The sequence below is a fragment of the Desulfonatronum sp. SC1 genome (genome assembly GCF_003046795.1).
In the GTDB taxonomy this organism is placed as follows: domain Bacteria; phylum Desulfobacterota; class Desulfovibrionia; order Desulfovibrionales; family Desulfonatronaceae; genus Desulfonatronum.
On sequence record NZ_PZKN01000013.1, the window covers coordinates 70,990 to 92,222 of the forward strand.

At 61.2% G+C, this 21,233-nt stretch carries 19 protein-coding genes; 7 read left to right on the top strand and 12 right to left on the bottom strand.

The genetic code is table 11. The annotated features are described in order from the left end of the window. Window positions 1-2 precede the first annotated feature (2 nt). The 6 genes from C6366_RS09005 to C6366_RS09030 all read right to left on the bottom strand — a co-directional run bounded on the left by C6366_RS09005 (window position 3) and on the right by C6366_RS09030 (window position 6,122). On the bottom strand, window positions 3-278 hold the full coding sequence (locus C6366_RS09005) for a MoaD/ThiS family protein (protein ID WP_199221471.1): 276 nt from the start codon (window positions 276-278) through the stop codon (window positions 3-5). 94 nt (window positions 279-372) lie between these two features. Further along, window positions 373-2,244 carry an aldehyde ferredoxin oxidoreductase family protein gene (locus tag C6366_RS09010; protein ID WP_107737199.1) on the bottom strand — a complete coding sequence of 624 codons (1,872 nt, stop codon included), beginning with the start codon at window positions 2,242-2,244 and terminating at the stop codon, window positions 373-375. A 48-nt stretch (window positions 2,245-2,292) separates the two neighbouring features. Continuing rightward, a complete protein-coding gene (locus tag C6366_RS09015) occupies window positions 2,293-3,603 on the bottom strand; it encodes a TRAP transporter large permease (RefSeq protein ID WP_199221472.1) in 1,311 nt (436 codons plus the stop codon). 17 nt (window positions 3,604-3,620) lie between these two features. Further along, a complete protein-coding gene (locus C6366_RS09020; RefSeq protein ID WP_199221473.1) occupies window positions 3,621-4,127 on the bottom strand; it encodes a TRAP transporter small permease in 507 nt (168 codons plus the stop codon). Window positions 4,128-4,158: 31 nt separating this feature from the next. Continuing rightward, window positions 4,159-5,157: a TRAP transporter substrate-binding protein gene (locus tag C6366_RS09025; RefSeq protein WP_107737201.1), complete on the bottom strand. Its 999-nt coding sequence runs from the start codon at window positions 5,155-5,157 to the stop codon at window positions 4,159-4,161. Window positions 5,158-5,261: 104 nt separating this feature from the next. Further along, window positions 5,262-6,122: an NAD(P)-dependent oxidoreductase gene (locus tag C6366_RS09030; protein WP_107737203.1), complete on the bottom strand. Its 861-nt coding sequence runs from the start codon at window positions 6,120-6,122 to the stop codon at window positions 5,262-5,264. A 283-nt stretch (window positions 6,123-6,405) separates the two neighbouring features. Between C6366_RS09030 and C6366_RS09035 the strand changes: the two genes are divergently transcribed. Both C6366_RS09035 and C6366_RS20025 read left to right on the top strand, forming a co-directional pair. Further along, complete coding sequence (locus C6366_RS09035; RefSeq protein ID WP_233248439.1) at window positions 6,406-8,022, top strand: sigma-54-dependent Fis family transcriptional regulator; 1,617 nt, start codon at window positions 6,406-6,408, stop codon at window positions 8,020-8,022. After that, entirely contained in the window at window positions 8,019-8,330 is a 312-nt protein-coding gene (locus C6366_RS20025) for an ORF6N domain-containing protein (protein ID WP_233248440.1), read from the top strand. The genes C6366_RS09035 and C6366_RS20025 overlap by 4 nt, the downstream gene beginning before the upstream one ends. 24 nt (window positions 8,331-8,354) lie before the next feature. Here the strand turns inward: C6366_RS20025 and C6366_RS09045 are convergent, their stop codons facing one another. Further along, window positions 8,355-10,091 (bottom strand): cation:proton antiporter, encoded by a 1,737-nt coding sequence (locus tag C6366_RS09045; protein ID WP_107737207.1) that lies wholly within the window; start codon window positions 10,089-10,091, stop codon window positions 8,355-8,357. 369 nt (window positions 10,092-10,460) lie between these two features. Between C6366_RS09045 and C6366_RS09050 the strand changes: the two genes are divergently transcribed. The 5 genes from C6366_RS09050 to C6366_RS09070 all read left to right on the top strand — a co-directional run bounded on the left by C6366_RS09050 (window position 10,461) and on the right by C6366_RS09070 (window position 16,465). Further along, window positions 10,461-11,978, top strand: coding sequence for a lipopolysaccharide assembly protein LapB (locus tag C6366_RS09050; protein WP_107737209.1), 1,518 nt, complete (start codon window positions 10,461-10,463; stop codon window positions 11,976-11,978). Between the two features lie 229 nt (window positions 11,979-12,207). Beyond that, window positions 12,208-12,765, top strand: a complete 558-nt coding sequence (locus C6366_RS09055) for a hypothetical protein (RefSeq protein WP_107737210.1) — start codon at window positions 12,208-12,210, stop codon at window positions 12,763-12,765. 100 nt (window positions 12,766-12,865) lie between these two features. Continuing rightward, window positions 12,866-13,603: a 6-phosphogluconolactonase gene (gene pgl, locus C6366_RS09060; protein WP_107737212.1), complete on the top strand. Its 738-nt coding sequence runs from the start codon at window positions 12,866-12,868 to the stop codon at window positions 13,601-13,603. A 170-nt stretch (window positions 13,604-13,773) separates the two neighbouring features. Continuing rightward, on the top strand, window positions 13,774-16,017 hold the full coding sequence (locus C6366_RS09065) for an NADP-dependent isocitrate dehydrogenase (protein ID WP_107737214.1): 2,244 nt from the start codon (window positions 13,774-13,776) through the stop codon (window positions 16,015-16,017). A gap of 82 nt (window positions 16,018-16,099) precedes the next feature. After that, entirely contained in the window at window positions 16,100-16,465 is a 366-nt protein-coding gene (locus C6366_RS09070; protein WP_199221474.1) for a DUF4258 domain-containing protein, read from the top strand. Between the two features lie 6 nt (window positions 16,466-16,471). Here the strand turns inward: C6366_RS09070 and C6366_RS09075 are convergent, their stop codons facing one another. From C6366_RS09075 to C6366_RS09095, 5 genes are read right to left on the bottom strand one after another with little or no spacing between them, the layout of a single operon-like run. Continuing rightward, window positions 16,472-16,819, bottom strand: coding sequence for a DMT family protein (locus tag C6366_RS09075; protein ID WP_031386998.1), 348 nt, complete (start codon window positions 16,817-16,819; stop codon window positions 16,472-16,474). Between the two features lie 34 nt (window positions 16,820-16,853). Continuing rightward, the gene (locus tag C6366_RS09080; protein WP_107737216.1) at window positions 16,854-17,357 is read right to left on the bottom strand and encodes a GNAT family N-acetyltransferase; all 504 of its coding nucleotides are present in this window, start codon (window positions 17,355-17,357) and stop codon (window positions 16,854-16,856) included. Next, the gene (locus C6366_RS09085) at window positions 17,354-18,373 is read right to left on the bottom strand and encodes a D-alanine--D-alanine ligase (protein ID WP_107737217.1); all 1,020 of its coding nucleotides are present in this window, start codon (window positions 18,371-18,373) and stop codon (window positions 17,354-17,356) included. The genes C6366_RS09080 and C6366_RS09085 overlap by 4 nt, the downstream gene beginning before the upstream one ends. Further along, on the bottom strand, window positions 18,370-19,491 hold the full coding sequence (locus C6366_RS09090) for an ATP-grasp domain-containing protein (protein ID WP_107737219.1): 1,122 nt from the start codon (window positions 19,489-19,491) through the stop codon (window positions 18,370-18,372). The genes C6366_RS09085 and C6366_RS09090 overlap by 4 nt, the downstream gene beginning before the upstream one ends. Further along, window positions 19,488-20,831, bottom strand: a complete 1,344-nt coding sequence (locus tag C6366_RS09095) for a KamA family radical SAM protein (RefSeq protein ID WP_233248441.1) — start codon at window positions 20,829-20,831, stop codon at window positions 19,488-19,490. The genes C6366_RS09090 and C6366_RS09095 overlap by 4 nt, the downstream gene beginning before the upstream one ends. Window positions 20,832-21,233 lie beyond the last annotated feature (402 nt).

The window sequence follows — 21,233 nt, forward strand, 5'->3', positions numbered from 1 at the left end:
TCTCATCCGCCGCAAATGTACGGGCAAAGCGAAACAGAGGCCTTGTCCGGAAGTCTGGTTTGCAATGTGGCCATGTGACCGTTGACAAAGGCGAACATCACCTGATCCTCACGCAGTCCCAACTGGTGAATCAGCTCCGCTAGGGTGCAGCCTTCCGGAATCGGATACGCTTCCGGATTCGCCGGAGCATGATCCGCCAGAATCGACTCCAGCCGCACCCTGACCGTCACCTCCGCTTCACCGGCTCGCCCTGCTCCTTGTCCAGTATCGCCCATCATTCCCTTTCCTCCGCAGAGACGCACTCCATACTCCCCCACGCCTTCTCAATCCTGACTCCTGAGTTCTGACTTCTGTTTTCTGAACTCTCTCCCCTCACACCAGCCAATCCAAACTCAGCCTGTACAGCGTCCCCTTGCTCGGCACACCGTTCTCGTCCCAGCCCATCATGGCGTAGTAGAGATCCACGGCCTGCTGGAAAGAATCCGGGTCAATGGTCTGGCCCTTAAGCACGCCGTCGGGCAGCGGCTCGAACATCCGCCGGAAGAGCTTGTCGTCCTTGCTGGTCATGCCCTCGCGGACATTGAACATCCGGGCCAGGACTATGGAGCGCTCGGCCACCAGCATCAGTTCATGCAGGCTGGTGCGCCAACCGGTGATGGCCTCCACGGCCTCGCCCAGCTTGTCGTAAGTCATGGAAAACAGGGGAGCGACCACGAAATTGCACAGACCCAGGGTGTTGTTCATGGCCCAGGTCTTTTCCCCGGCAATGAAGTAGCGGACCTTGTCCGGCCCGTTGTCCAAAGCCTGAGGCGCGACGAAGATGCCCAGCGGGTTGACCAGCTTCACGCCCTCGCCCTGAAAGGGCACTTCATGTGGGGCTTCGATGTGGTCCGCTCCGGTGGGAGACAATGCGAAACCCAAACCCACGCCGGTCTTGCCCCGGGGATCGTGAAAGGCCGGTTCCTGGCCCTTGACGTGAAAGGCGTATTTCTCCGCGCCCTTGCCGATGCGCTGGGCCGCGCGCTTGACGCCTTCGGCCAGAATGTCGCCGATCCCGTCACGAGACGCGATCTTCTCCACCAGCTCCAGCATGCCGGGGCCGTCGCCAAAGGTGATGGCCCTACCGCCCAAGTCATCGGCGGTCAGAATGCCCTTTTCCGCCAGTTCCATGGCCATGGCCACCACCGCGCCCGTGCCCACGGTGTCCAGCCCCAGAGCGTTGCAGCGTTCATGGCCCTTGCAGACCGCGTCCAGATCGCCCACCCCGCACATGGAGCCCAGGGCGGCCAGGGTTTCGTATTCCGGTCCGCCGTAGCGCTTCTCCGAGGTGTTGTTCACCTTGCGCTTGCAGGCCACGGAGCATTTGTAGCAGGTGTGCGTACCGTCCTGGATCTTTTCGTAGCCGTCCCAGCCCAGTTTGGCCGCGTCCTCGAACTGGCAGTCCTTCCAGTTGCGGGTGGGCAGAATGCCGGAGTTCTGCTGGGCCATCAGGTGCTGGACAGTGCCGAACTTACGCATGTTCACCGAGGGCATATGCTCGACGATGCGGGCCCGGTGCCATTTGTTCAGTTCCTTGAGAGCCTCCGGGTCGGCCAGGGTCATGTTTTCCACGTCCCCGCGAACAACCACGGCCTTCAGGTTCTTAGAGCCCATCACCGCGCCCATGCCGCAGCGGCCGTTGGCATGGGCCAGCTCGTTGATCACGCAGGCCAGGCGGACCATGTTTTCCCCGGCAGGCCCGATGGAGGCGATGCGGACCTTCTTGCCTTCCGATGCTTCTTGGAGCTCCTCACGGATGGCATCCAGGGCCGGAGCATTTTCCAGCCCCCAAATCCCACCGGCGTCCCGCAGCTCCACCTGGCCCTTGTTGATCCACAGATAGACCGGTTTGGGGGCTTTGCCGGTGAAGACCACAGCGTCGAATCCGGCATGCTTCAGCTCCGGTCCGAAGTACCCGGCTGCCTCGGATTCACCGAAACCACTGGTCAAGGGGTTCATGGCCGAGACGGTGTAGCGGTTGAAGCCCGACAAGCCGGACCCGCACAGCACGGATGCGGCGAAGACCAGGACGTTGTCCGGTCCCAAGGGATCAGCTTTGGGCGGAATGTGCTTGAGCATGTACCAGGATGCGAGGGCTCCGCCGCCCCAGTAAGTGCGATACCAGGCCTCGTCATGCTCATCCACGGACCAGGTTTGATTGGTCAGATCCACGACGAGAATTTTTCCATTGTAACCAAACGGCATGTGCGGACTCCTTGAGTATTGTTTTCGTTCCGGGTTCGTTGCGTACTGTTATCTGGCGACGTACCCCAGGAAGATTTCGGGCAAGATGGTGGAGATTTTCGGGAAAAAGGAAATCAACAAGATGCAGGCGAACAGAGCCACCAGATACGGCAGCACCCCCACCGCGATCCGCTCCACCGAAACATTGGCTATTCGCGAGGCCACAAAGAGGTTCACCCCCAGTGGCGGCGTGGACAAGGCCACCTGGTTGGTCAGCACGAGGACCACCCCGAAGTGAATCGGATCAATGCCCAGCATGTGGATCATGGGCATGAGCACCGGCACGAGGATGATGATCGTGGACAGCGTTTCCATGAACATGCCCAGGATGACCAGCACGCCGACGATCATCATCAGAACCATGAACGGATCTTCGGAAACCCCCAGGACCAATGCGGCAAGACGCTGCGGCGCCTCTTCGAAGGTCAGGATGCGACCGAACAGGGTGGAGGTGCCCACGATGAGCAGCACCGCGCCGCAGATCAGGGAGCCTTCCAGCAGTGATTTGTAAACCGCGGAGAATGTCAGGGCGCGGTTGATCACGAATCCGACGAACAGGGCCCAGGCAATGGCCAGGACCGAGGCTTCCACGGGCGTGGCCAGCCCGGTGTAGATGGAGCCCAGGATGATCACCGGCGTGATCAGGGAGAAAAAGCTTTTCAGGCAGGTGCGCAGAAAATTGCCGAGATTGAAGGGTTGAATATCCTCATTGCTACCGAACCCTTTTCTTCGGGCCACCAGCCACGCGGTCATGCACATGGAAAAGCCGACGATGAATCCGGGCAGAAAGCCGGCGGTGAACATGGCCGTGACCGAGACGTTGCCCAGGATGGCGTAGATGATCATCGGGTTGCTGGGCGGGATCAGCAATCCGATGGTTCCACCCGAGGAGGCCACGGACGCGGCGTAATCCTTGCTGTAGCCGCTCCGGATCATCGCTGGGACCAGGATGGTGCCCACCGCGGCCACCGTACCCGGACCGGACCCGGAAATGGCCGCGAAAAAGGTGCAGGCCAGGATGGTGGTCACGCCCAGGCCGCCGTGCATCCGGCCCACCAACTGCTTGACCACGTCCACGATCTGTTTGGTGATATTGCCATATTCCATTAGGGTTCCGGCGATCACGAAGCAGGGAATGGCCAGCAGAGGGAATATGTTCAGGCCGTCAAAAATAGAGTTGTGGATCACGGACATGGGCAGATACCCGCCGTAGATCAGGGCCACGGCCGAAGCCACGGCCAGGCTCATGAACACGGGCATGCCCAACAGGAACATGGCTCCCAGGGACAGGAGGACCATTGCCAAGACACTGATTTCCATGTCGTCTCCTCCTTATCCTATTGAACCTGTTCCACCAACGACAGGAGCGTCCCCCGCCGCCAATGCGTGATGTAGCCTTCAATGATCCGCCAGCTCATCAAGACGAAGCCGAAGGGAATGATCATTTCCACATAGGCCCGGACAATGCCCAGGACCGGCGAGAGTTCCGGAAACAGCAAATTGCCCTGGATCACGTTCCAGCTCAACCAGGCAATATAAAGGTTGAAGCAGACCCAGAGCAGGTCCGTGAACATCCGAAACGCCAAGCGGACTTTCAGGGGCATGAGCAGGTACTGGGCCGTGATCCGCACGTGGGTGCCGTGCTTGGCCACCAGGGCCGCGCCCACGAACACCGTCCACAAAAAGGAATACCGGCTCAGCTCTTCGGTCCAGGCCATGCCGGACCCGGTGGCCCAGCGCACCCCGACCTGGATCATCAGACAGGCGACCATGGTCCCCACGCTCAGGGCGCAGAATACTTCCTCGAAATTGTCATAGACGTAACGTAGACTTTTCAAAAACATGGCCGCCTGCCTCCTTGTTCGACGATTTTGATTAGTCGGCCATGACCGCCAGGGCCTCGTTGATCACTTCCTCGCCGCCCACCTGTTCGTGGAACTTGGGCCACAAACCTCGGGCTCGCTCCATCCAGACGTCCTCGTCTTCCAGCTCATGGAATTCCATGCCGTTGTCCAGGCACGCCTGCAAAGCGAGTTGATCCTGCTCCGCGGCCCATTCCCACTCATATCGAGCGGCATCAGCGGCAGCCTTGGTGATCAGGTCTTTCACGGGCTGATCCAAACCCTGAAACCAGGCCTCGCTGACCAGCATCGGGCCGACCCAGAGCAGATAGTGCAGTTGAGTGATGTACTTCTGGACTTCCCAGAATTTCTGATCCCGGTTCACGGCGTGAGGGTTTTCCTGGCCGTCGATGACTCCCTGCTGCAAGGCGTTGAAGGTCTCAGTCCAGGCCAAGGGATGCGGCTCCACGCCCCAGGAGCGGAAGCTCTCCATCTGAATTTCCACCGGGGGGGTCCGAATCTTCAACCCCTGAAGGTCGTCGATGGTGGTCACCGGGCGCACGGAGTTGGTCAGATGCCGATACCCGCCGATCAGCCAGGACAAGGGCCGGGTGCCGCTCTGCTGGGCGATCTTGTCGGCCATCTTGGCGTTGAATGCTTCATCGCTGAGCAGGGTGTAGGCCGTGTCGATGCCCGGGAACATGTAGGGCAGGTAGTAGATATTTGCCTGAGGAGCGAAAGGGGTCAGATTGCCCACGGCCAACACGGCCAAGTGGATTTCCTGGGTCCGCAGCTGGCGGACATTGGCCTGCTCGTCGCCCATGGAGCCTCCGTAAAAGGTCTGGACCTTGATCTTGCCGTCGGATTCGGCCTCCACGATTTCCTTGAATTTGTTGATGGCCGTGACGTGCAGGCTGCCGTCAGGGTTGGCCGTGGCCGCCCGGATGGTCATGCTCGGGTAGTCGGCCGCTGACGCCGGGAATGCGCCAAACAACAGGGCCAGGGACACGATGGTCAGAAGCACTCGTTTCATTCCGTCTCTCCTTCGGTTGGGGGGTTGCTATGCCTTTCCACCGGACCGGCACGCGCCGATCCGGAATTTCGCCATTGTCAGCAAGAGACAGGCGGGGCAGGTCCCTACTTGCCGACGGCCTTGATCACCGCATTGCAGTCCTCTTTGCCGAATCCCTCGGCGCTGGCCTGCTTGTAGTATTCCAGGGCCGCTTCCATGGCTTTCAAATCCTGACCCCAGGCCCGAGCCATTTCCAGACCGAGGCGAACATCCTTCAGGGCCAGATCCAGGCCGAAGCGCGGCGCATAGTCGTCATTGGCAATCCACGGGCCGCGGACATCCATCTGAAAGCTGCGCGCGCCGGTGTCCGTGAGCAGTTCCAGCAGCAACTTGCGATCCAGTCCGGCCTTGTCCCCGACCCGGATGCCTTCGGCAAGGACGGCCAGATTGGTCATCCCGATCATGTTGGAGATCAACTTCACGGCACAGGCCGCGTCAACGGAGCCCACGTAACTGGGAATGCCGATGATCTTGAAAATGTCGCCGAGTTTGTCCACCAGGGCCTTGTCCCCGCCGATGAACATGGGCTCCTCGGCCTTTTCGGCATGGGCCGGGGTCTTGCCCAGGGTGCACTGGATGTAGCCCAGGCCGTGCTTCTCAGCCGCGGCCTTCAACTCGTTGGATGTGCCGGGATCGATGGTGGACAGCTCAATGTGCGTGGCCCCCTTTTTCATTTTGGCGTACAGGCCGCCGTCTCCGAGCATCACGCCCGTGACGTGTTGGGGCAGGGGCAGACTCGAGAAGACCACGTCGCAACCGCTCAGATTCGAAATATCCGTGGCGGCCTTGCCGCTTGGCCCCGCGTCCAGGGTCCGTTGAATGGCCTCGGCGCTCAGGTCGTACACAAGAACGTCCTTCCCGGCGCGAATCAAGTTCCTGGCCAAGGGACCTCCCATGAGGCCGGCACCGATGAATCCAATCTGCATGATACTCTCCTTTGTCGGATGAAATGGTTTATTTCCGTGATAAGCGCACTGGACTCCGGGCGTCCACGTCACATGCATTTACGAAAGCATTACAGCAAAGACCATTCCAAGCTGAACCTTTTGTAATATTTCTATTAACAGCTTGATATAAAAAGATAAAAACAATTAACAGCGCAACAACTTCATCTTTTTTGTGCCCACATATGGACGAGACAGCCCATTTATGGGTAGGAATGGGCATCCATTCAGGACAATCCGCCACATTGCAGCAAAAAGAGGCAGCGTGCAGAAAAGCAAAACCCAGCGTCTCGTCGTTTCCCACGTCTTGAGCAAGGAACTGGTCATGGAACTCGCCCGGGCCACCTCCCGATCGACCTTTTTCCAATCCCTCTCCCGCCTTCTCCAACAGCAGTTCAACTTTGACCGGCTGTGCATCAATCTTTATGACCCCAACAGCGAAATGCTCAGCTATTTTTCCGCGGCCGAGGGCACGATGGTCAACTCCCTGTCTCCGGTGCGCAAGGCTGAGCAAAACACCGTGGCCGGACACGTGATCGCCACGCGTAAGCCAGTGGTGATCACGGACATTGCCCAGCATTTCGCCGAATCCGTGCTCCACCCCATGGCCGAGGCCGGGCTAACCACGACCATGGCTTTTCCCTTGCTCCTCAACGATGAAATCGTCGGCACCCTGCACTGCTCGTTTGTGCGCAAGCCGGACAATCTTTACGGAATCATGGAGTTGTTTCTGGAACTCAGCCCGTATGTGGCCGTCTGCTTAGGAGCCTTGCTGGCCTTGGAACTCCTGGAACAGGGAGGAGTGCCAAGCCCCTTGCACTTGTCCTGTCCGCTTCCCGAAGCCAACGAGACCTTCATTTTCGAGAGTCCAAAGATGCGGCGATTCATGGCCATGGTGAACAAGGTCGCCCAACTGGACATCCCGGTGTTGCTACTGGGCGAAACCGGGACCGGGAAAACCCATCTGGCCCGGTTCATTCATGCGGCAGGCAAGCGGGCAAAACAGAATTTTGTTCGGGTCAACTGCCCAGCCTTGTCCACGAGCCTGTTTGAAAGTGAGATCTTCGGGCACGCCAAGGGCGCGTTCACCGGCGCGTCCACCAAGCGGATCGGCAGGATCGAACTGGCCCACGACGGGACCCTGTTTTTGGATGAAATAGCGGAATTGAGCCAGGAGATGCAGAGCAAGCTCCTGCATGTTCTGGATGAACAGTGCTTCGAACGGGTGGGGGAAAGCGTGTCCCTGTCCGTGGACGCCCGCCTGGTGACCGCGACCAACGTGGACGCCAAACAGGCCGTAGCCGAGGGCAAACTGAGAGGGGATTTCTACTACCGGCTCTCAGCCTGCACCCTGGAACTGCCGCCTCTGCGCGAACGACGAGAGGACATTCCGGTGTTGGCCACTTTCTTCATCAACCAGCTTTGCGCACAGCACGGACTGCCTAAACCGCGCCTGACCACGGAGATGACGGACTGTTTGCTGGACCACGGCTGGCCGGGAAATATCCGCGAACTGCGCAACGCCCTGAGCAAAATCCTGCTCCGGAACTGCATTGCCGGAGAATTAACCACAGAGGACATCCGCAAAATCCTGCCCGAAGAGAGCGACGGCATTCAGAAGCGGGAAAGCCTCCAACCTTCCTCCGAGGAAGCCGCTTCCGGAAGCGATTCACCCCGGACGGCATCGGAGTCCACCCGTTCCGCGCTGGACGGTCCGGCACGACTGGAAGACCTGGAACGTCAACATATCCTGGAAACGCTCCGCCGAACCCGCGGCGTGGTCTCCGGCCCCAAAGGCGCCTCCGCCCTGCTCGGCCTGCCACGCTCCACCCTCCAGCATCGCATGCGCAAGCTGGGGATTGATTTGAATAAAATGCGGTGAGTTGGATATGTCGTGGATGGAGCGCGGAAGACCGATCTTTGCCTTGGCCAACTTTCCTGAGGCGGATAACCAGGGATAACGGTTACCCCCTGGCCGAGCTTTACAAGGCCGAAACCAGGGCATTGAAACAGGCCGTCAGGAGAAACATCAAACGGTTCCAGAAGATTTTTTGTTTGAATTGTCACTCGATGAGGATTTTGTGGGGGGGGCAGGCTCGCTCCTGGCGTGATCTTTCCATGGGAAGAAGCGGACCCGAAAGCCAAGCGCATGGACATGTCCACCTCGCAACACCTGCCGACCCTACGTGAGTGGGATTTACTGGCAGACCGCGGCTACGGCAGGACCTCGTGGCGTTCCCGCAGTTCGCGGGCCTCGTCAGCCCCCTGGGCGGCCATATCTCCGTTCAATCCGGCCAGGACGGCCAGGGCCGCCTGCCTGGCCGAGTGCAGGCGGGGCAGGAACACGTAATCCGCGCCCTTGTCGTAGAGCTTCAAGGCGCCGGGAATGGTGACCGCGGCCAGCATCACCTGAGCCCGAGGGTACAGCCGTTTCAGGGAACGCAGAAGCCGGAGGTTGGTCGTACCATGAAGCAGGGTGTCCGGAGTCGTGCCGATCAGCGTCTTGGCCTGGGAAAAATTGGCGTGGCTCAGGGTGTCCATGTTGGTTATGTCGCCGTAGACGCAGGCCACTCCATGTTTTTTCAGGAGGCCATGGACGCGGATGTTGGCATCCATGACCAGCACCCTGTCCAGGACACTGGGGATGCCCGCGGCAGGGGCTGCCCTGACCAACTCTTCCAAGAGGGAGCTGGTCACGGAAGAAAACCCAAGGAAAACAATGTCCTTTTGGGCGACGTCCTTCGGGGGGGCCTGCTCGTCATGCAGGTCTCTCAGCCCCAGGGCGCGTAAAGCCCTGGCCAGCACGCCCTGCACCTGATGGCTGTACTGGATGGCATAGGTGGACAGCACCGAGGTGAGGGCAAAGACGATAATCACCAGGCTCAGCAGACGTTGATCCACATGGCCCAGTCCCAGGCCCAGGGCCAGGATCACCAGGGAAAATTCGCTGATCTGGCTGAGGTTGACGCAGGGTATCAGGCTGGTGTGCAGGGACCTGGTCATCCCGAAAAGGACCGGGAAAATCGTAACGAAGCGAATGAACACCAGCCCGGCCGAGGCGGCCAGGGCCGTCAGCAGCAGTTGGGCGTCAGGCATGGGAATCAGCATGCCCAGGCCCACAAAAAAGAGGATCACGAAAAAATCCCGAACCGAAGTCACCTTGGCGATGACATCCACGTTGTACGGAAACGTGGACAGGCTGACTCCGGCGATGAGCGCTCCCATTTCCATGGACAATCCCAGTACTTCGGCCACTCCGCTGACCAGAAAACACCAGGCGATGGCCAGCACCAGCACCAATTCCGGCTTGTTCGCCGCGGATGCGAAAACCCACGGCAGGATAAACCGGCTAGCGGCCAGGCTCACGGCCACCAGTAACACGCCCTCGGTCAGGGACCAGGCCAGGACGCCCAGCGCGGGATTGCTCAGGTTCGGAACCAGTGCCAGGAAGACTATGGCCCAGATGTCCTGAAAAACGAGAATGCCCAGGGTGATCTGGCCGGGCAGGGTGGTCATTTCGAACTTGTCGTAGAGCAGCTTGACCACGATCATGGTGCTGGACAGGGACAGGGACACGGCCAGGTACAAGGCGTCGAAACGTCCGCCGCCCAGGGTAAAACCCGCCAGCAGCGCAAAGCCCAGGGCCAACGCGACGCAAAGCAAAAACTGCGAAATACCCGCGGCGATAATAATCCGGCCCGAGGCCAGGAGCTTTTTGAGATCGATCTCCAGACCGATGACGAATAGCAGCAGGATCAGGCCGATATCCGCGATGGTCTCGATGGTGTGCTGACATTCCAGCAAGCCCAGCCCCAGATTCGCCCCCAGCATCACCCCAGCGGCCAAGTAGGCCAGAATCAAGGGTTGCCGCAAAAGGTTGGCGACCAGGGCGAACACCCCGCCCGTAATGATGTACAGGCCGATTCCGGTGACGACGTTGATTTCGTTCATGGCGGTCAGGCTTCAGGTTAAGTTGACTTCACGCACCGGCGTGGGCAGACGTACAAGCCCACGATCCCGTCCCGGCGCTTCGGGCGATTTACGCTGTCATGTTCATCGTATCCCGTCCATTCTTGCCCATCCACTTGTTTGGAGCAAGCCGTTTTGACCGGCCATTCGCCTGGCGGTCGATTGCAACAGCAGACAACGATCCATAATCTGGGTTCGAGGACAGGGCCATGATTATCGCTACAGCGCAACTTTCGGGAGCAACCAAGCCAGCAAGGCCACTTGATGCCGCTCAAAACGTCCGGGCAGGCCCGACCTTATCGAGCAATTGCACCACACGCCGCCAACATGCCTCAATGCCTGGAGAAAACTATGAAACGACATTCGCTTTGGCTCATCCTGGTCACGGTACTGTGCCTTCTTGGGTGTTCAGCTGAAAACAGGGTCGAGCTTGACGACGAGTTGCCGCCACCGCTGACGACCGCGATGACGCTGGCTTATCGGGCCGGCAGCGATTACGACCGTGTGGAGGGTTTCTTGCTGGTCTCCGGAGTCTTGCTGGACGGAGGCAGGGTGCGACAGGCAACGACCCTGCTGCACCATGCCCAAGGAGTCGCTGAAAAGATCGAGATTGCGGAAATCCGGGCAAGACGATTGAGCGGGATAGCCCAGCAGTATGCGCAAGTCGGGGAGATTGACCTTGCAAGAGCCACTCTGGAGAGCATTGATCCGTCACCTGCATACATGCGGGGGGTCGGCGACGTTGTCGAGGTTCTGGCGAAGGCTGGGGAAATCGAAGTTGGGCGTCAGGTCCTTGATGATGCTTTGTCGCGGATAGGCGAGGTGCATGAGCAGTCTCGGCCCGATGCGCTCAGAATCCTGGCCGCGGCATATCGTCAGGTGGGGGATGCAAAGACGGCAAGCAGCCTGCTCGACCGGGCGATTGCCGCGACCGTGGGGATCGAGATGCTGGACGTCCGAGCGTGGGCAAGGTTCTGGATCGCATCCGAGTACGTTCATCTGGGCGACCTTGGCCAGAGCCTTGCCGTGGCCAAGGGGATCGAGGACGACAATGTCCATGGCAACACTCTGTATGAAATTGGTCGTCTGCACCTCGCGTCCGGTGACCCCGACCTTGCCCTGGATACGCTGGGTCATATGACGGGAGAGGGGCGGATACAGTATTGGCATGCCTACCTTTTGGCCGAAACCGCGATAAGGCTGGCGGAACTGGAAGACTATTTTCAGGCGTTCGCCCTGCTCAAGCAATTTGACATGGCGTATGACTGGCATGCGGCGCGAGCCATGGGACAAGTCGCCGCCATTGCCTGGAATGAACCGGCGTTCAGGGCGCAAGCGGTTCTGGCGTTGAACGACGCATCGGCTATCGTGCGGAACTTGGCTCCCAACAGCCAGGCGTTGGCGTACGCCGCGATCGCGAAACGCTTCGTAGAAATCGAGGATCATGCCCAGGCCGCAAAGCTGCTGGACAAGGCGTTTGAAAGCGCCGCACGGCTGACCAAGCGCACGGAGCGCAACACCGTTTATCAGCTCCTGGCCACGACCCATGCCGATATGGGCGACTATTCCCGCGCCCTTGCTGTTGCCAGCGAGCTGAAACCGGGAGCGTCCGGCCACTCGAGAGCATTGCTTCGCACAGCCACTCTCCAGGCCGGGTCCGGCGACTTTGTTGCCGCCCTGAAGTCGGTTCAGCGGATCGACAGTACCGTGTATCGCATTCGGGCTCTGACGCGACTGGCCCCATATTATGCCGAATGGGAGCATGCGCCTGACCAGGAGGAGGCCGCCATCCTTCGCGGTCTGGAGCGGAGCGCCCTGTACAGGCACTGGGGATTCAGGCTGTTATACCTGCTTGATCTGTTATTCTGACGTAACTACTCAGCACAGAGTAATTCTGATGCCGGGGTCGGAATCGGGATCGGGATCGAGATCGGGATCGAAAACGTTGCTATGCGTTCAAAAATCTTCCTGTTCCGACTCCGATACCGATAGCGAAGCGCCGACTCCGACCCCGATTGCCGGAGCAAGAGCGGACACAAAATGTGCTGAATAGTTACATTCTGACAACGAAACAGACGCACCACAAGGAGAACGGAACTTGGAGACCAACAACGACCAGCACGATACCGGCGGCCCCCAGGGCCATGTCCAACGGCTGTGCGGCTTCGCCCTGGAGCGCGAGGACATCAAATGGCTGGTGCAGGGGCTGCCCAAAGACGGAGCCGTGGACCCGAACACGGCGGAATATGAACTGCAACTGCTCAAGATCGTGAGCATCGGTTGGGGCATCTCCTATTTTTTACAGGAGGACCCGCTCAAGGACGAGATTTTGGAGCCGTACTGGCGGGCAGTCCGGGAATTCGCCGAAAACCTGTCCCAGACCACGTCCCTGCTCATCGGCAAGGACATCGAGTATTTCGAGGCGATCAAGGCCCGGCTGAACACCTATGTCCAGGCCATGACCGCACTGACCGGCGACGCCGATCCGACCCAGGCCATCGGTCCGGCCTTCGCGCGGTGCTGCGGCCGCGAGGACGATCCCTTCGCCGTGCTGGCCGGCGCCAAGCTCTTCGCCAACACCATGGCCCACACCCGAACCTACCTGGCCAAGGCGGTCAGTGAAGACGAGCAGGCGAGGGCGGAGCAGACGCAGTAGCCCCCCGCCCGGTTGAACGAGATTCACTATCCGAGGTCGGTGCGAAATAATACATCCCGTTGACGCATCGACCGGATCTCTTCTCGATTTAGGAGGACGAATGATTCCCCGAGACACGGTCCATGACTTCCCTAGCGCAGAAGCGGCCTACGCCCATGCGGCCGAGCGCATCGCCGCCGCGCTGCACGTTCCCGGTTCGCGACGGATCACCCTGGCCTTGAGCGGCGGGCGCTCGCCCATCAAGCTCTTCGAACTGCTCCGTTCCGATTCCCAGAGTCTTTTCAAGAACATCCCCTGGGAGCGAGTGGTCGTCTGCTGGGTGGACGAACGCTTCGTTCCCCCGGACCATCCGGAAAGCAACTTCGGCCTGGCCCGCAAATGGCTGCTGTCCAGTCTGCCCATTCCCGAGGAGCAAATTTTCCCCATGCCCACGGATCGGCCCTCGCCGGAACAGGCGGCCCAAGACTACGAGCAGACCCTGGGTCGGCTGTTCGCCTCACAGAATGACCCCATCAACTCCTTTCCCCGCTTCGATCTCGTGCTCCTGGGCATGGGTCCTGACGGCCATGTGGCCTCCCTGTTTCCGGGCAAGCCGGCCCTGGACGAACGCGAGCACTGGGTCACCGACGTGCCCGAGCCGGGCATGGAGCCGAACATCCCGCGCATCACCCTGACCCTGCCCGTGCTCAACCACGCCCGCTCCACCGTGGCCCTGGTCACCGGAAGCAAAAAACAGCCAGCGTTCCAGGAAGCCCGGACCGACCCGCGAAGCACCCTCCCCGCGGCCCTGCTGGCCCCTCAAGGGAGCATGGCCTGGGTGACCTGCTTTTCGGACTGAACGGGAGGAGGTTCCGCGCCCGACACCGCGACCTTCCAGCTTTTCAACCGCCCCCTAGTCATGTACATCCGGCCCTTTGCCGCGAAACGGATATCGTGTCCGCATGGCGGCATTTTTTCATTGCCCGGCCGACATGCATCAAGAGAATCCATTCTTCAGGAGTACGGAATATGACAAAGGCAAAAAACGCAGAAATCATCTACACCCTTGTGGATGAGGCCCCGGGATTGGCCACGCGGTCTTTCCTGCCCGTGGTCACGGCCTATGCCGGGGCGGCCGGGATCAATGTCGCGATCCGGGACATTTCCCTGGCCGGACGCATCCTGGCCAAGTTCCCGGATCGGCTTTCCGAGGAGCAGCGCATCCCCGACGACCTGGCCGAGCTGGGCACCCTGGTGCGCGAGCCCGATGCCAATGTGATCAAGCTGCCGAACATCAGCGCCTCCATCCCCCAGCTCAAGGCCGCGATCAAGGAACTGCAAGGCAAGGGCTACGACCTGCCGGACTATCCGGAGGAGCCGAAGACGGACGAGGAAGTTGAGATCAAGGCGCGGTACGACGCGGTCAAGGGCAGCGCGGTGAATCCCGTGCTGCGTGAAGGAAACTCCGATCGCCGGGCCCCGGATTCGGTCAAGAGCTTCGCCCGCAAGCACCCCCACTCCATGGGCCAGTGGTCCGAGGATTCCAAGTCCCACGTGGCCGCCATGCGGGACGGGGACCTGCGTTCCAGCGAACAATCAACCACCATCACCGAGGAAACAGCCGGGAAGGCCCGGATCGAATTCGTGGCCCCCAGCGGCGAGGCGACCACCTTGAAGGGCGGGATGGCGCTGACCGTCGACGACATCGTGGACGCCGCGGTGATGCGCCGCAACGCTTTGCGAGCATTCCTCGCGGAACAGATCGCCGACGCCAGGGACCGGGATCTGCTGTTCTCGGTCCACCTGAAGGCCACGATGATGAAGGTCTCGGACCCGGTGATCTTCGGTCACGTGGTGTCCGTCTTTTTCCAGGACGTCTTTGCAAAGCACGCCGAGACCTTCGCGGCCTTGCGGGTGGTTCCGGACAACGGCCTGGGCGACCTCCTGGCCAAGGTGGCCACCCTTCCGGAAGACCAGCGAGCGGCCATCGAGGCGGACATCCGGGAAGCCCTGGCCAAGGGGCCGAAGCTGGCCATGGTGGACTCGGACAAGGGCATCACCAATCTGCACGTACCCAGCGACGTGATCATCGACGCCTCCATGCCCGCGGCCATCCGTTCCTCGGGCCGGATGTGGGGGCCGGACGGCACGTTGCACGACACCAAGTTCGTCATTCCGGACAGCAGCTACGCCGGGGTCTACCAGGCCGTGATCGACGACTGCAAGGCTCATGGGGCTCTTGACCCCAAGACCATGGGCACGGTGCCCAACGTCGGCCTGATGGCCCAAAAGGCCGAGGAATACGGAAGCCACGACAAAACCTTCCTGGCCCCCGATGAGGGCGTGATCCGGATCGTCGCCCCTTCGGGCCAAGTGCTTCTGGAACAGCAGGTGAAACAAGGGGACATCTGGCGGGCCTGCCAGACCAAGGACGTTCCGGTGCGCGACTGGGTCAAGCTGGCCGTGAACCGGGCCCGGGCCACGGGCTGGCCCGCGGTCTTCTGGCTGGACGACCAGCGGGCCCACGACCGCGAACTCATCGCCAAGGTCCGGGACTATCTGCCCGAGCACGACACCACCGGTCTGGACATCCGGATCATGGCTCCGACACGGGCCGCCGCGTTCAGCGTTCAGCGGATGCGAGCCGGGGAGAACACCATTTCCGTGACCGGAAACGTGCTCCGGGACTATCTCACGGACCTGTTTCCGATCCTGGAGGTGGGCACCAGCGCGAAAATGCTCTCCATCGTCCCGTTGATCAACGGCGGCGGCCTGTTCGAGACCGGGGCCGGCGGGTCCGCGCCCAAGCATGTCCAGCAGTTCCTGGCCGAGGGCCATCTGCGGTGGGATTCCCTGGGCGAGTTCCTGGCCCTGGCCGCGTCCCTGGAGCACCTGGGTCTCACAGCGGGTGCTCCCGGTGCCAAAATCTTGGCGCAAACCCTGGACAAAGCCAACGGACGTTTCCTGGAAAGCAACAAGTCACCCTCCCGCAAATGCGGCGAGATCGACACCCGGGGCAGCCATTTTTACCTGGCCTTGTACTGGGCCGAGGAACTGGGTCGGCAACGGGAAGACACGGCCCTTGGAGCCACGTTCGCCCCTCTGGCCGCGAAGCTGAAAGAAAACGAAGCCGGGATCAACGAGGAACTGCTCGCGGCCCAGGGCCGGCCCGTGGACATCGGCGGTTATTACCGCCCCGACGATAAGCTGGCGAACGCGGCCATGCGCCCGAGCCGGACCTTCAACGCCCTGCTGGCCTCGTTCACGGGGTAGACTTTTTTGAGCACAATCCTTGCATGGAAGAGGGTGCAGGCTGAACACAAAATGCCCACCCTCAACCATGAAGGAGGCGCTCATGCGACAGCCAACCCTCAACCGGTCCTCCCGGCAGGACTCCCGCTCCCCCCAGGCTCACCAGCCCCACCAGACATCCCGGGCCCCGCTGACCCGGCACGCCTGGCAGCGGATGACCGCCCGGGGCATTCCTTCCGACGCCGTGGATGCCGCCTTGCAGTATGGACGGATCGTCTACACCCGGGGCGCGGCCATCAGCGTCATCGGCCGCAAGGAAGTCGAGCAGTGCCGCAAACTCGGGGTCAACCTTGCCGCCTACGAAGGCGTCCAGGTCGTCTGCTCTTCCGACGGGGCGGTGATGACCACCTACCGCAACCGGAATTTCCGCGGCCTGCGCACACCGGGCCGCAAGAAATCACGGCGCTGATCTCCACTACTGCACCGGCCCTCCGCCCCTGAACATGAAGTACACCGCGCCCACCAGGCACAGGGCGGCCCAGAGATAATCCAGGCGCAACGGCTCCTTCATGTACACGAAGGCAAAGGCGGCGAACACGCTCAGGCTGATCACTTCCTGCATCACCCGCAGTTGCCCCAGGGTGTAGAAATTGATGCCGATGCGGTTGGCCGGGATCATCAACGCATATTCAAACAGGGCGATACCCCAACTGAACAGGATCACCAGGACCAGGGGCTTGGCGGCCATGTGCTTGAGATGGCCATACCAGGCGAAGGTCATGAACATGTTGGAGAAGAAGAGCAGGATGATGGGTTTGAACATGGCGGATGGTTCGCGAAGGAGGACGGCCGACGACTCAGGCGCGAGCCGCGGGGAGGGATTTGCAATAGATCAACTTGTCGTCCCCCGGAGCGTAGAAATCCTTGAGCACGGCTTCCAGGGCGTAGCCGCACCGTTCGTAGAACCGCCGCGTGGGGTGGTAGAGATCGCGGGAGGACGTTTCAATATAGACCCTGGTGCCGCCCAAGGCCTGAATTTCAGCTTCGGCCAACTGGATAAGGCGCTTGCCCAGGCCGTGGCCCTGCCGACGTGGATCGACGATGATCCAGTAGAGATCAAAGCTGGCAATCGTGCAGGGAATGGGGCCGAAGCAGGCGTAGCCCATAAGACCCTTGGCCGCGTCCTCGGCGAATAGAAAATGATACCCGCTGGCCGGGCCCTTGTTCAGGCGCTCCTCGGCCAGCTCCGCTGCCACGGCCACCTCCTGGGCGGTAAAGAAGCCCGTGGCCCCGGCCAGGCCCGCAATGGCCGGAATGTCCTCGGCCCGGACCTCGCCGCGCAACGCGACGAGATCGTTCATGGAACCTCCAATTGAACCATGGCGGCCCGGAAGATGCGGCCCAGGGCCGTGTCGAAGGTCAGGCCCGAGGCCGACAGCGCGGCCTGAAACCCGGCGTCCGGAGAAAGGCAGGGGTTGGCGTTCACGTCGATGATCCAGGGCCGACCTTTCCTATCTACTCGAAAGTCCACACGGGCGTACCCCTCCAGGCCGAATACCCGCCAGCACTCCAGGGCCAAAGCGCTCAGTTCGGCCAACAGAGGCGCGTCCTGCTTCGGAAATTCCAGCTCCCGCACGGTGTTTTGGTACTCAAAGCTCTGCTCCAGCCATTTGGCCCGAAAGCCCACCACCTGGGGCTGGTCCGCGGGGAAGTCCAGAAAACGGATTTCCGCCGGAGCCAGGACCTGAACCGACGTTTCGTCCGCGTCGGGGTTTGCCAGCAGGGCCAGATTAAATTCCCGGCCCGGAACATAGGCCTCGGCGAACCATTCGCCGCCCGGATTCCGTTGCCGTTCGCGCATGGCGGCCATGAGTTCCTCCGGGCCGATCACGGCCAGGACGTTGTCCGCGTCCAGGCCGTGGGAGGCGTGTTCCCAGACGGACTTGACGATGTACGTGCCGGGGAAGACCTCGTTGCCCCGGCCCTGGTGGTCCAGCCAGACCGGCGTGGGCAATCCGGCCCCGGTCAGATCGGCCTTGGCCAGCAGCTTGCTGGTGGAGCGCTCCAGGGCTCTGGCCGGGCTGCCGGTGCAGGGCAGACCATGCCGGACCAGGATGTCCGGGATGTGATGCACGTGCCGGGCCGAGCCCTGAATGCTCTCCACCAGATTGACGACCAGATCCGCCGCGACGTCCGGGAACGGGCCAGGGGCATTGGAAGCGCCGGGCGTGAGCGCGACGTCGGGCCAGGGCCGGACCTCCACGTAATGGCCCAGCCGGGTCGCGGCCTCGGCCACGGCCCGGACCTGGGCCAAAACATCCGCGTCGTCCAGCGAGGCCGCCTCTTCCAGCGGGCTGTGCGCCACCAGGATCTTCACGCGGCCCGGACCAGCGGCTGATCGTGTTCTCTCAGGTCCATTTTTGAGACGTCGCCAGATTCCTGGGGATGGAAACAGTCCGGCGCAAGCCGGACGGCGGATACGACCCCGTGGTCCGGTTCTTGGCCAAGGGCCTCATTTCGCACCTTCAGCCGTTCCAGGGCCGACTCCATGATCATCCGGATCAAATCCCGATGGGCGATGCTTTGAAAGCCGCACAGAATGGACAGATCCGAACGCACCGGGTGCAGGCCGGGCAGGGGGTTGATTTCCAGGATCTGGGCCGCGCCGTGTTCATCCAGGCGGATGTCCACTCGCCCTCCGTCCCGGGCCCCCAAACCGCGCCAGGTTTCCAGGGCCAGCAGGGACAGCATATTTCCTTCCACGCCCTCCACCAGCCGGTAGCGGACCCGCTCCTCGTACTCTTCCTTGTTGTCCTGAGAGTAGATCAGTCGGTCCGCGCCTTCCAGAAGCAGCACCTCCATCACGCCCAAGGATCTGGCGCGCTTCCCCGTGCCGACGACGCCCACGGTGAACTCCCGGCCGGACAGAAAGCGCTCCACCAGTACCGGCTGGTCAAAGCGGCGCAGCAGGTCCGCGCAGGTCCGGGACAGCTCTTCCCTGGTTTGGATCAGGCTGGCGCACTCCACGCCCTTGCTGGTGCCCTCGGCCACGGGCTTGGCGAATAGGGGGAACGCCAGGTTCACGGACTCCAGATCAGCCAAAGATTCCACCAGGGCAAAGTCCGGCGTGGGTAGCTTCAGGTCCCGGAGCACCCGCTTGGTCATGGCCTTGTGCAGGCACAGGCCAAGCAGCAGCGGATCGGAAAAGGTGCAAGGAATTCCGTATGCCTCCAGCAGGCCCGGCACCTGGGACTCGCGGCTGAAACCGCGCAGCCCCTCGGCGATATTGAAGACCATGTCCCAGTGTCGCCCCGCGCCCAGGGCGCGCATTACCGCGTCCAGATTGCCGATGCGCTCCGTTTCCAGGCCCATGGAGCGAATACCGGCCTCGATGGCTTCGATGGTTTCCGGGCTGTCGAACTCCGCGGTCTGTTCCAGCGTATAGCCCTGGGCCAGATAGTCCCGGCGCAGGTCGTAAGTCAGTCCGATTTTCATGCTCCACCTCCTGATTCCCGCGAGGCGAACGGCTCCGGATCATGCACGCGGAACGTTGCCCCCTCGAAGTTCCTGAACACCAGATCTTCCCCGACTCGACCTTGGAGATACTCCGGGCATAATGGTGTCTTGCCTCCGCCGCCGGGCAGGTCCACCACGAAGTGGGGCACGGCGTAGCCCGAGGTGTGGCCGCGCAGGCCCTGGATCATCTCCAGGCCTCTGGTTGCCGGGGTCCGAAAATGGCTGGTCCCCACCACCTGGTCGCACTGGTAGAGGTAATAGGGTCGGACGCGGTTGCGCAGCAGGCCCTGGAACAGACTGGTCAGCGCGGGTACGGAGTCGTTCACGCCTTTGAGCAGCACGGTCTGCCCGCCCAGGGGAATGCCGGCGTCCGCCAACCGGGTGCAGGCAGCGGACGCCTCCGGGGTCAACTCCTCGGCTTGGGTGCAGTGGATGCTTATGAAAAGCGGATGGTAGCGCTTGAGCATCTGGACCAGGCCGGTGGTGATCCGCTGGGGCAGGACCATGGGCACCTTGGTCCCAATGCGGATGATCTCCACATGCGGGATGGCCCGCAGCCGCTGGAGCAGGTACTCCAGGGCGTGGTCCGTCATGGTCAGGGGATCGCCGCCGGAAACCAGCACGTCGCGCACCACGGAATTGCGGGCGATGTAGCGCAAGGCCGATTCCCAACGGCCCGGACCTTGCGCCAGATCCTGGCCGTGACCCGATCCCTGTCCAACGCGCCGGGAGCGGGTGCAGTATCGGCAATACGTGGAGCAGAAATCCGTGGCCAGGAAGAGCACCCGGTCCGGATAACGATGGACCAGTCCCGGCACCGGACTGTCGTGCTCCTCGGCCAGGGGATCGCCCTGTTCGCAAGGAAGGACATGGTGCTCCGCCATGGTCGGGATCACGCACCGCCGCAAGGGATCGTGGGCGTCGCGGGCATCCACCAGACTGAGGTAGTAGGGCGTCGCGGCCATGGGCAACATGCTCAGGTCCGGACGCAAAGCTTCGCGCTCCGCGTCGGAAAGTACGAGCATCCGTTCCAGCTCATCAAGAGAGGTGACCCGGTGCTTCAGTTGCCAGCGCCAGTCGTTCCATTGGCCGGGCTTGGTTTGAGGATAGTGCTTGGCCAGAAAGGCCGCGGAGCGAGGATTGAGGGGAAAGGAAGGTTTCGTGGATTTGCGTGTCGCGAATCCACCCCAGGGACGGCCAAAAGTTTGGCCGATCACGCCGTCCAGCAGTCCGGTGAATCCGGACTCCGGTCCAGAGCCGATGCCCGCGTCGCGCAATAAAGCGGGAGGCTCGCTGTCCATCTCCAAGATTTCTTCCATGAATTGGCCTCGTGATGCTCCGGAAGGTCGTCCCGGAATAATACATCAATATGCGCGACTCCCAAAAAGTAACCACCTGACATCAAGAAGTTACCTTGACATCACCACGGGTGACGTCCGAGGGAGACAAAAAAGAAGAGGCCATTTTCAACGAAACTTTGAAAAAAACAAGAGGGGATGGATGGAAAGGAGGGGTGCTTGCCCGTCCCGGGCATGGAGAGAAATTTATAACACTTAGAAATAAATAAAGAAAAAAATTATGCCGGAATGAAAATTAGTCCATGAAACCATGGTCCGAGGACGAATACGACGGGTAAAACGCGAGATGAGGGGCCATTTTGATGCAAAAAAACAAACTCAAAAAGACAGGGCGAGAACGACTAAAAAACGCAGTATGCTGAT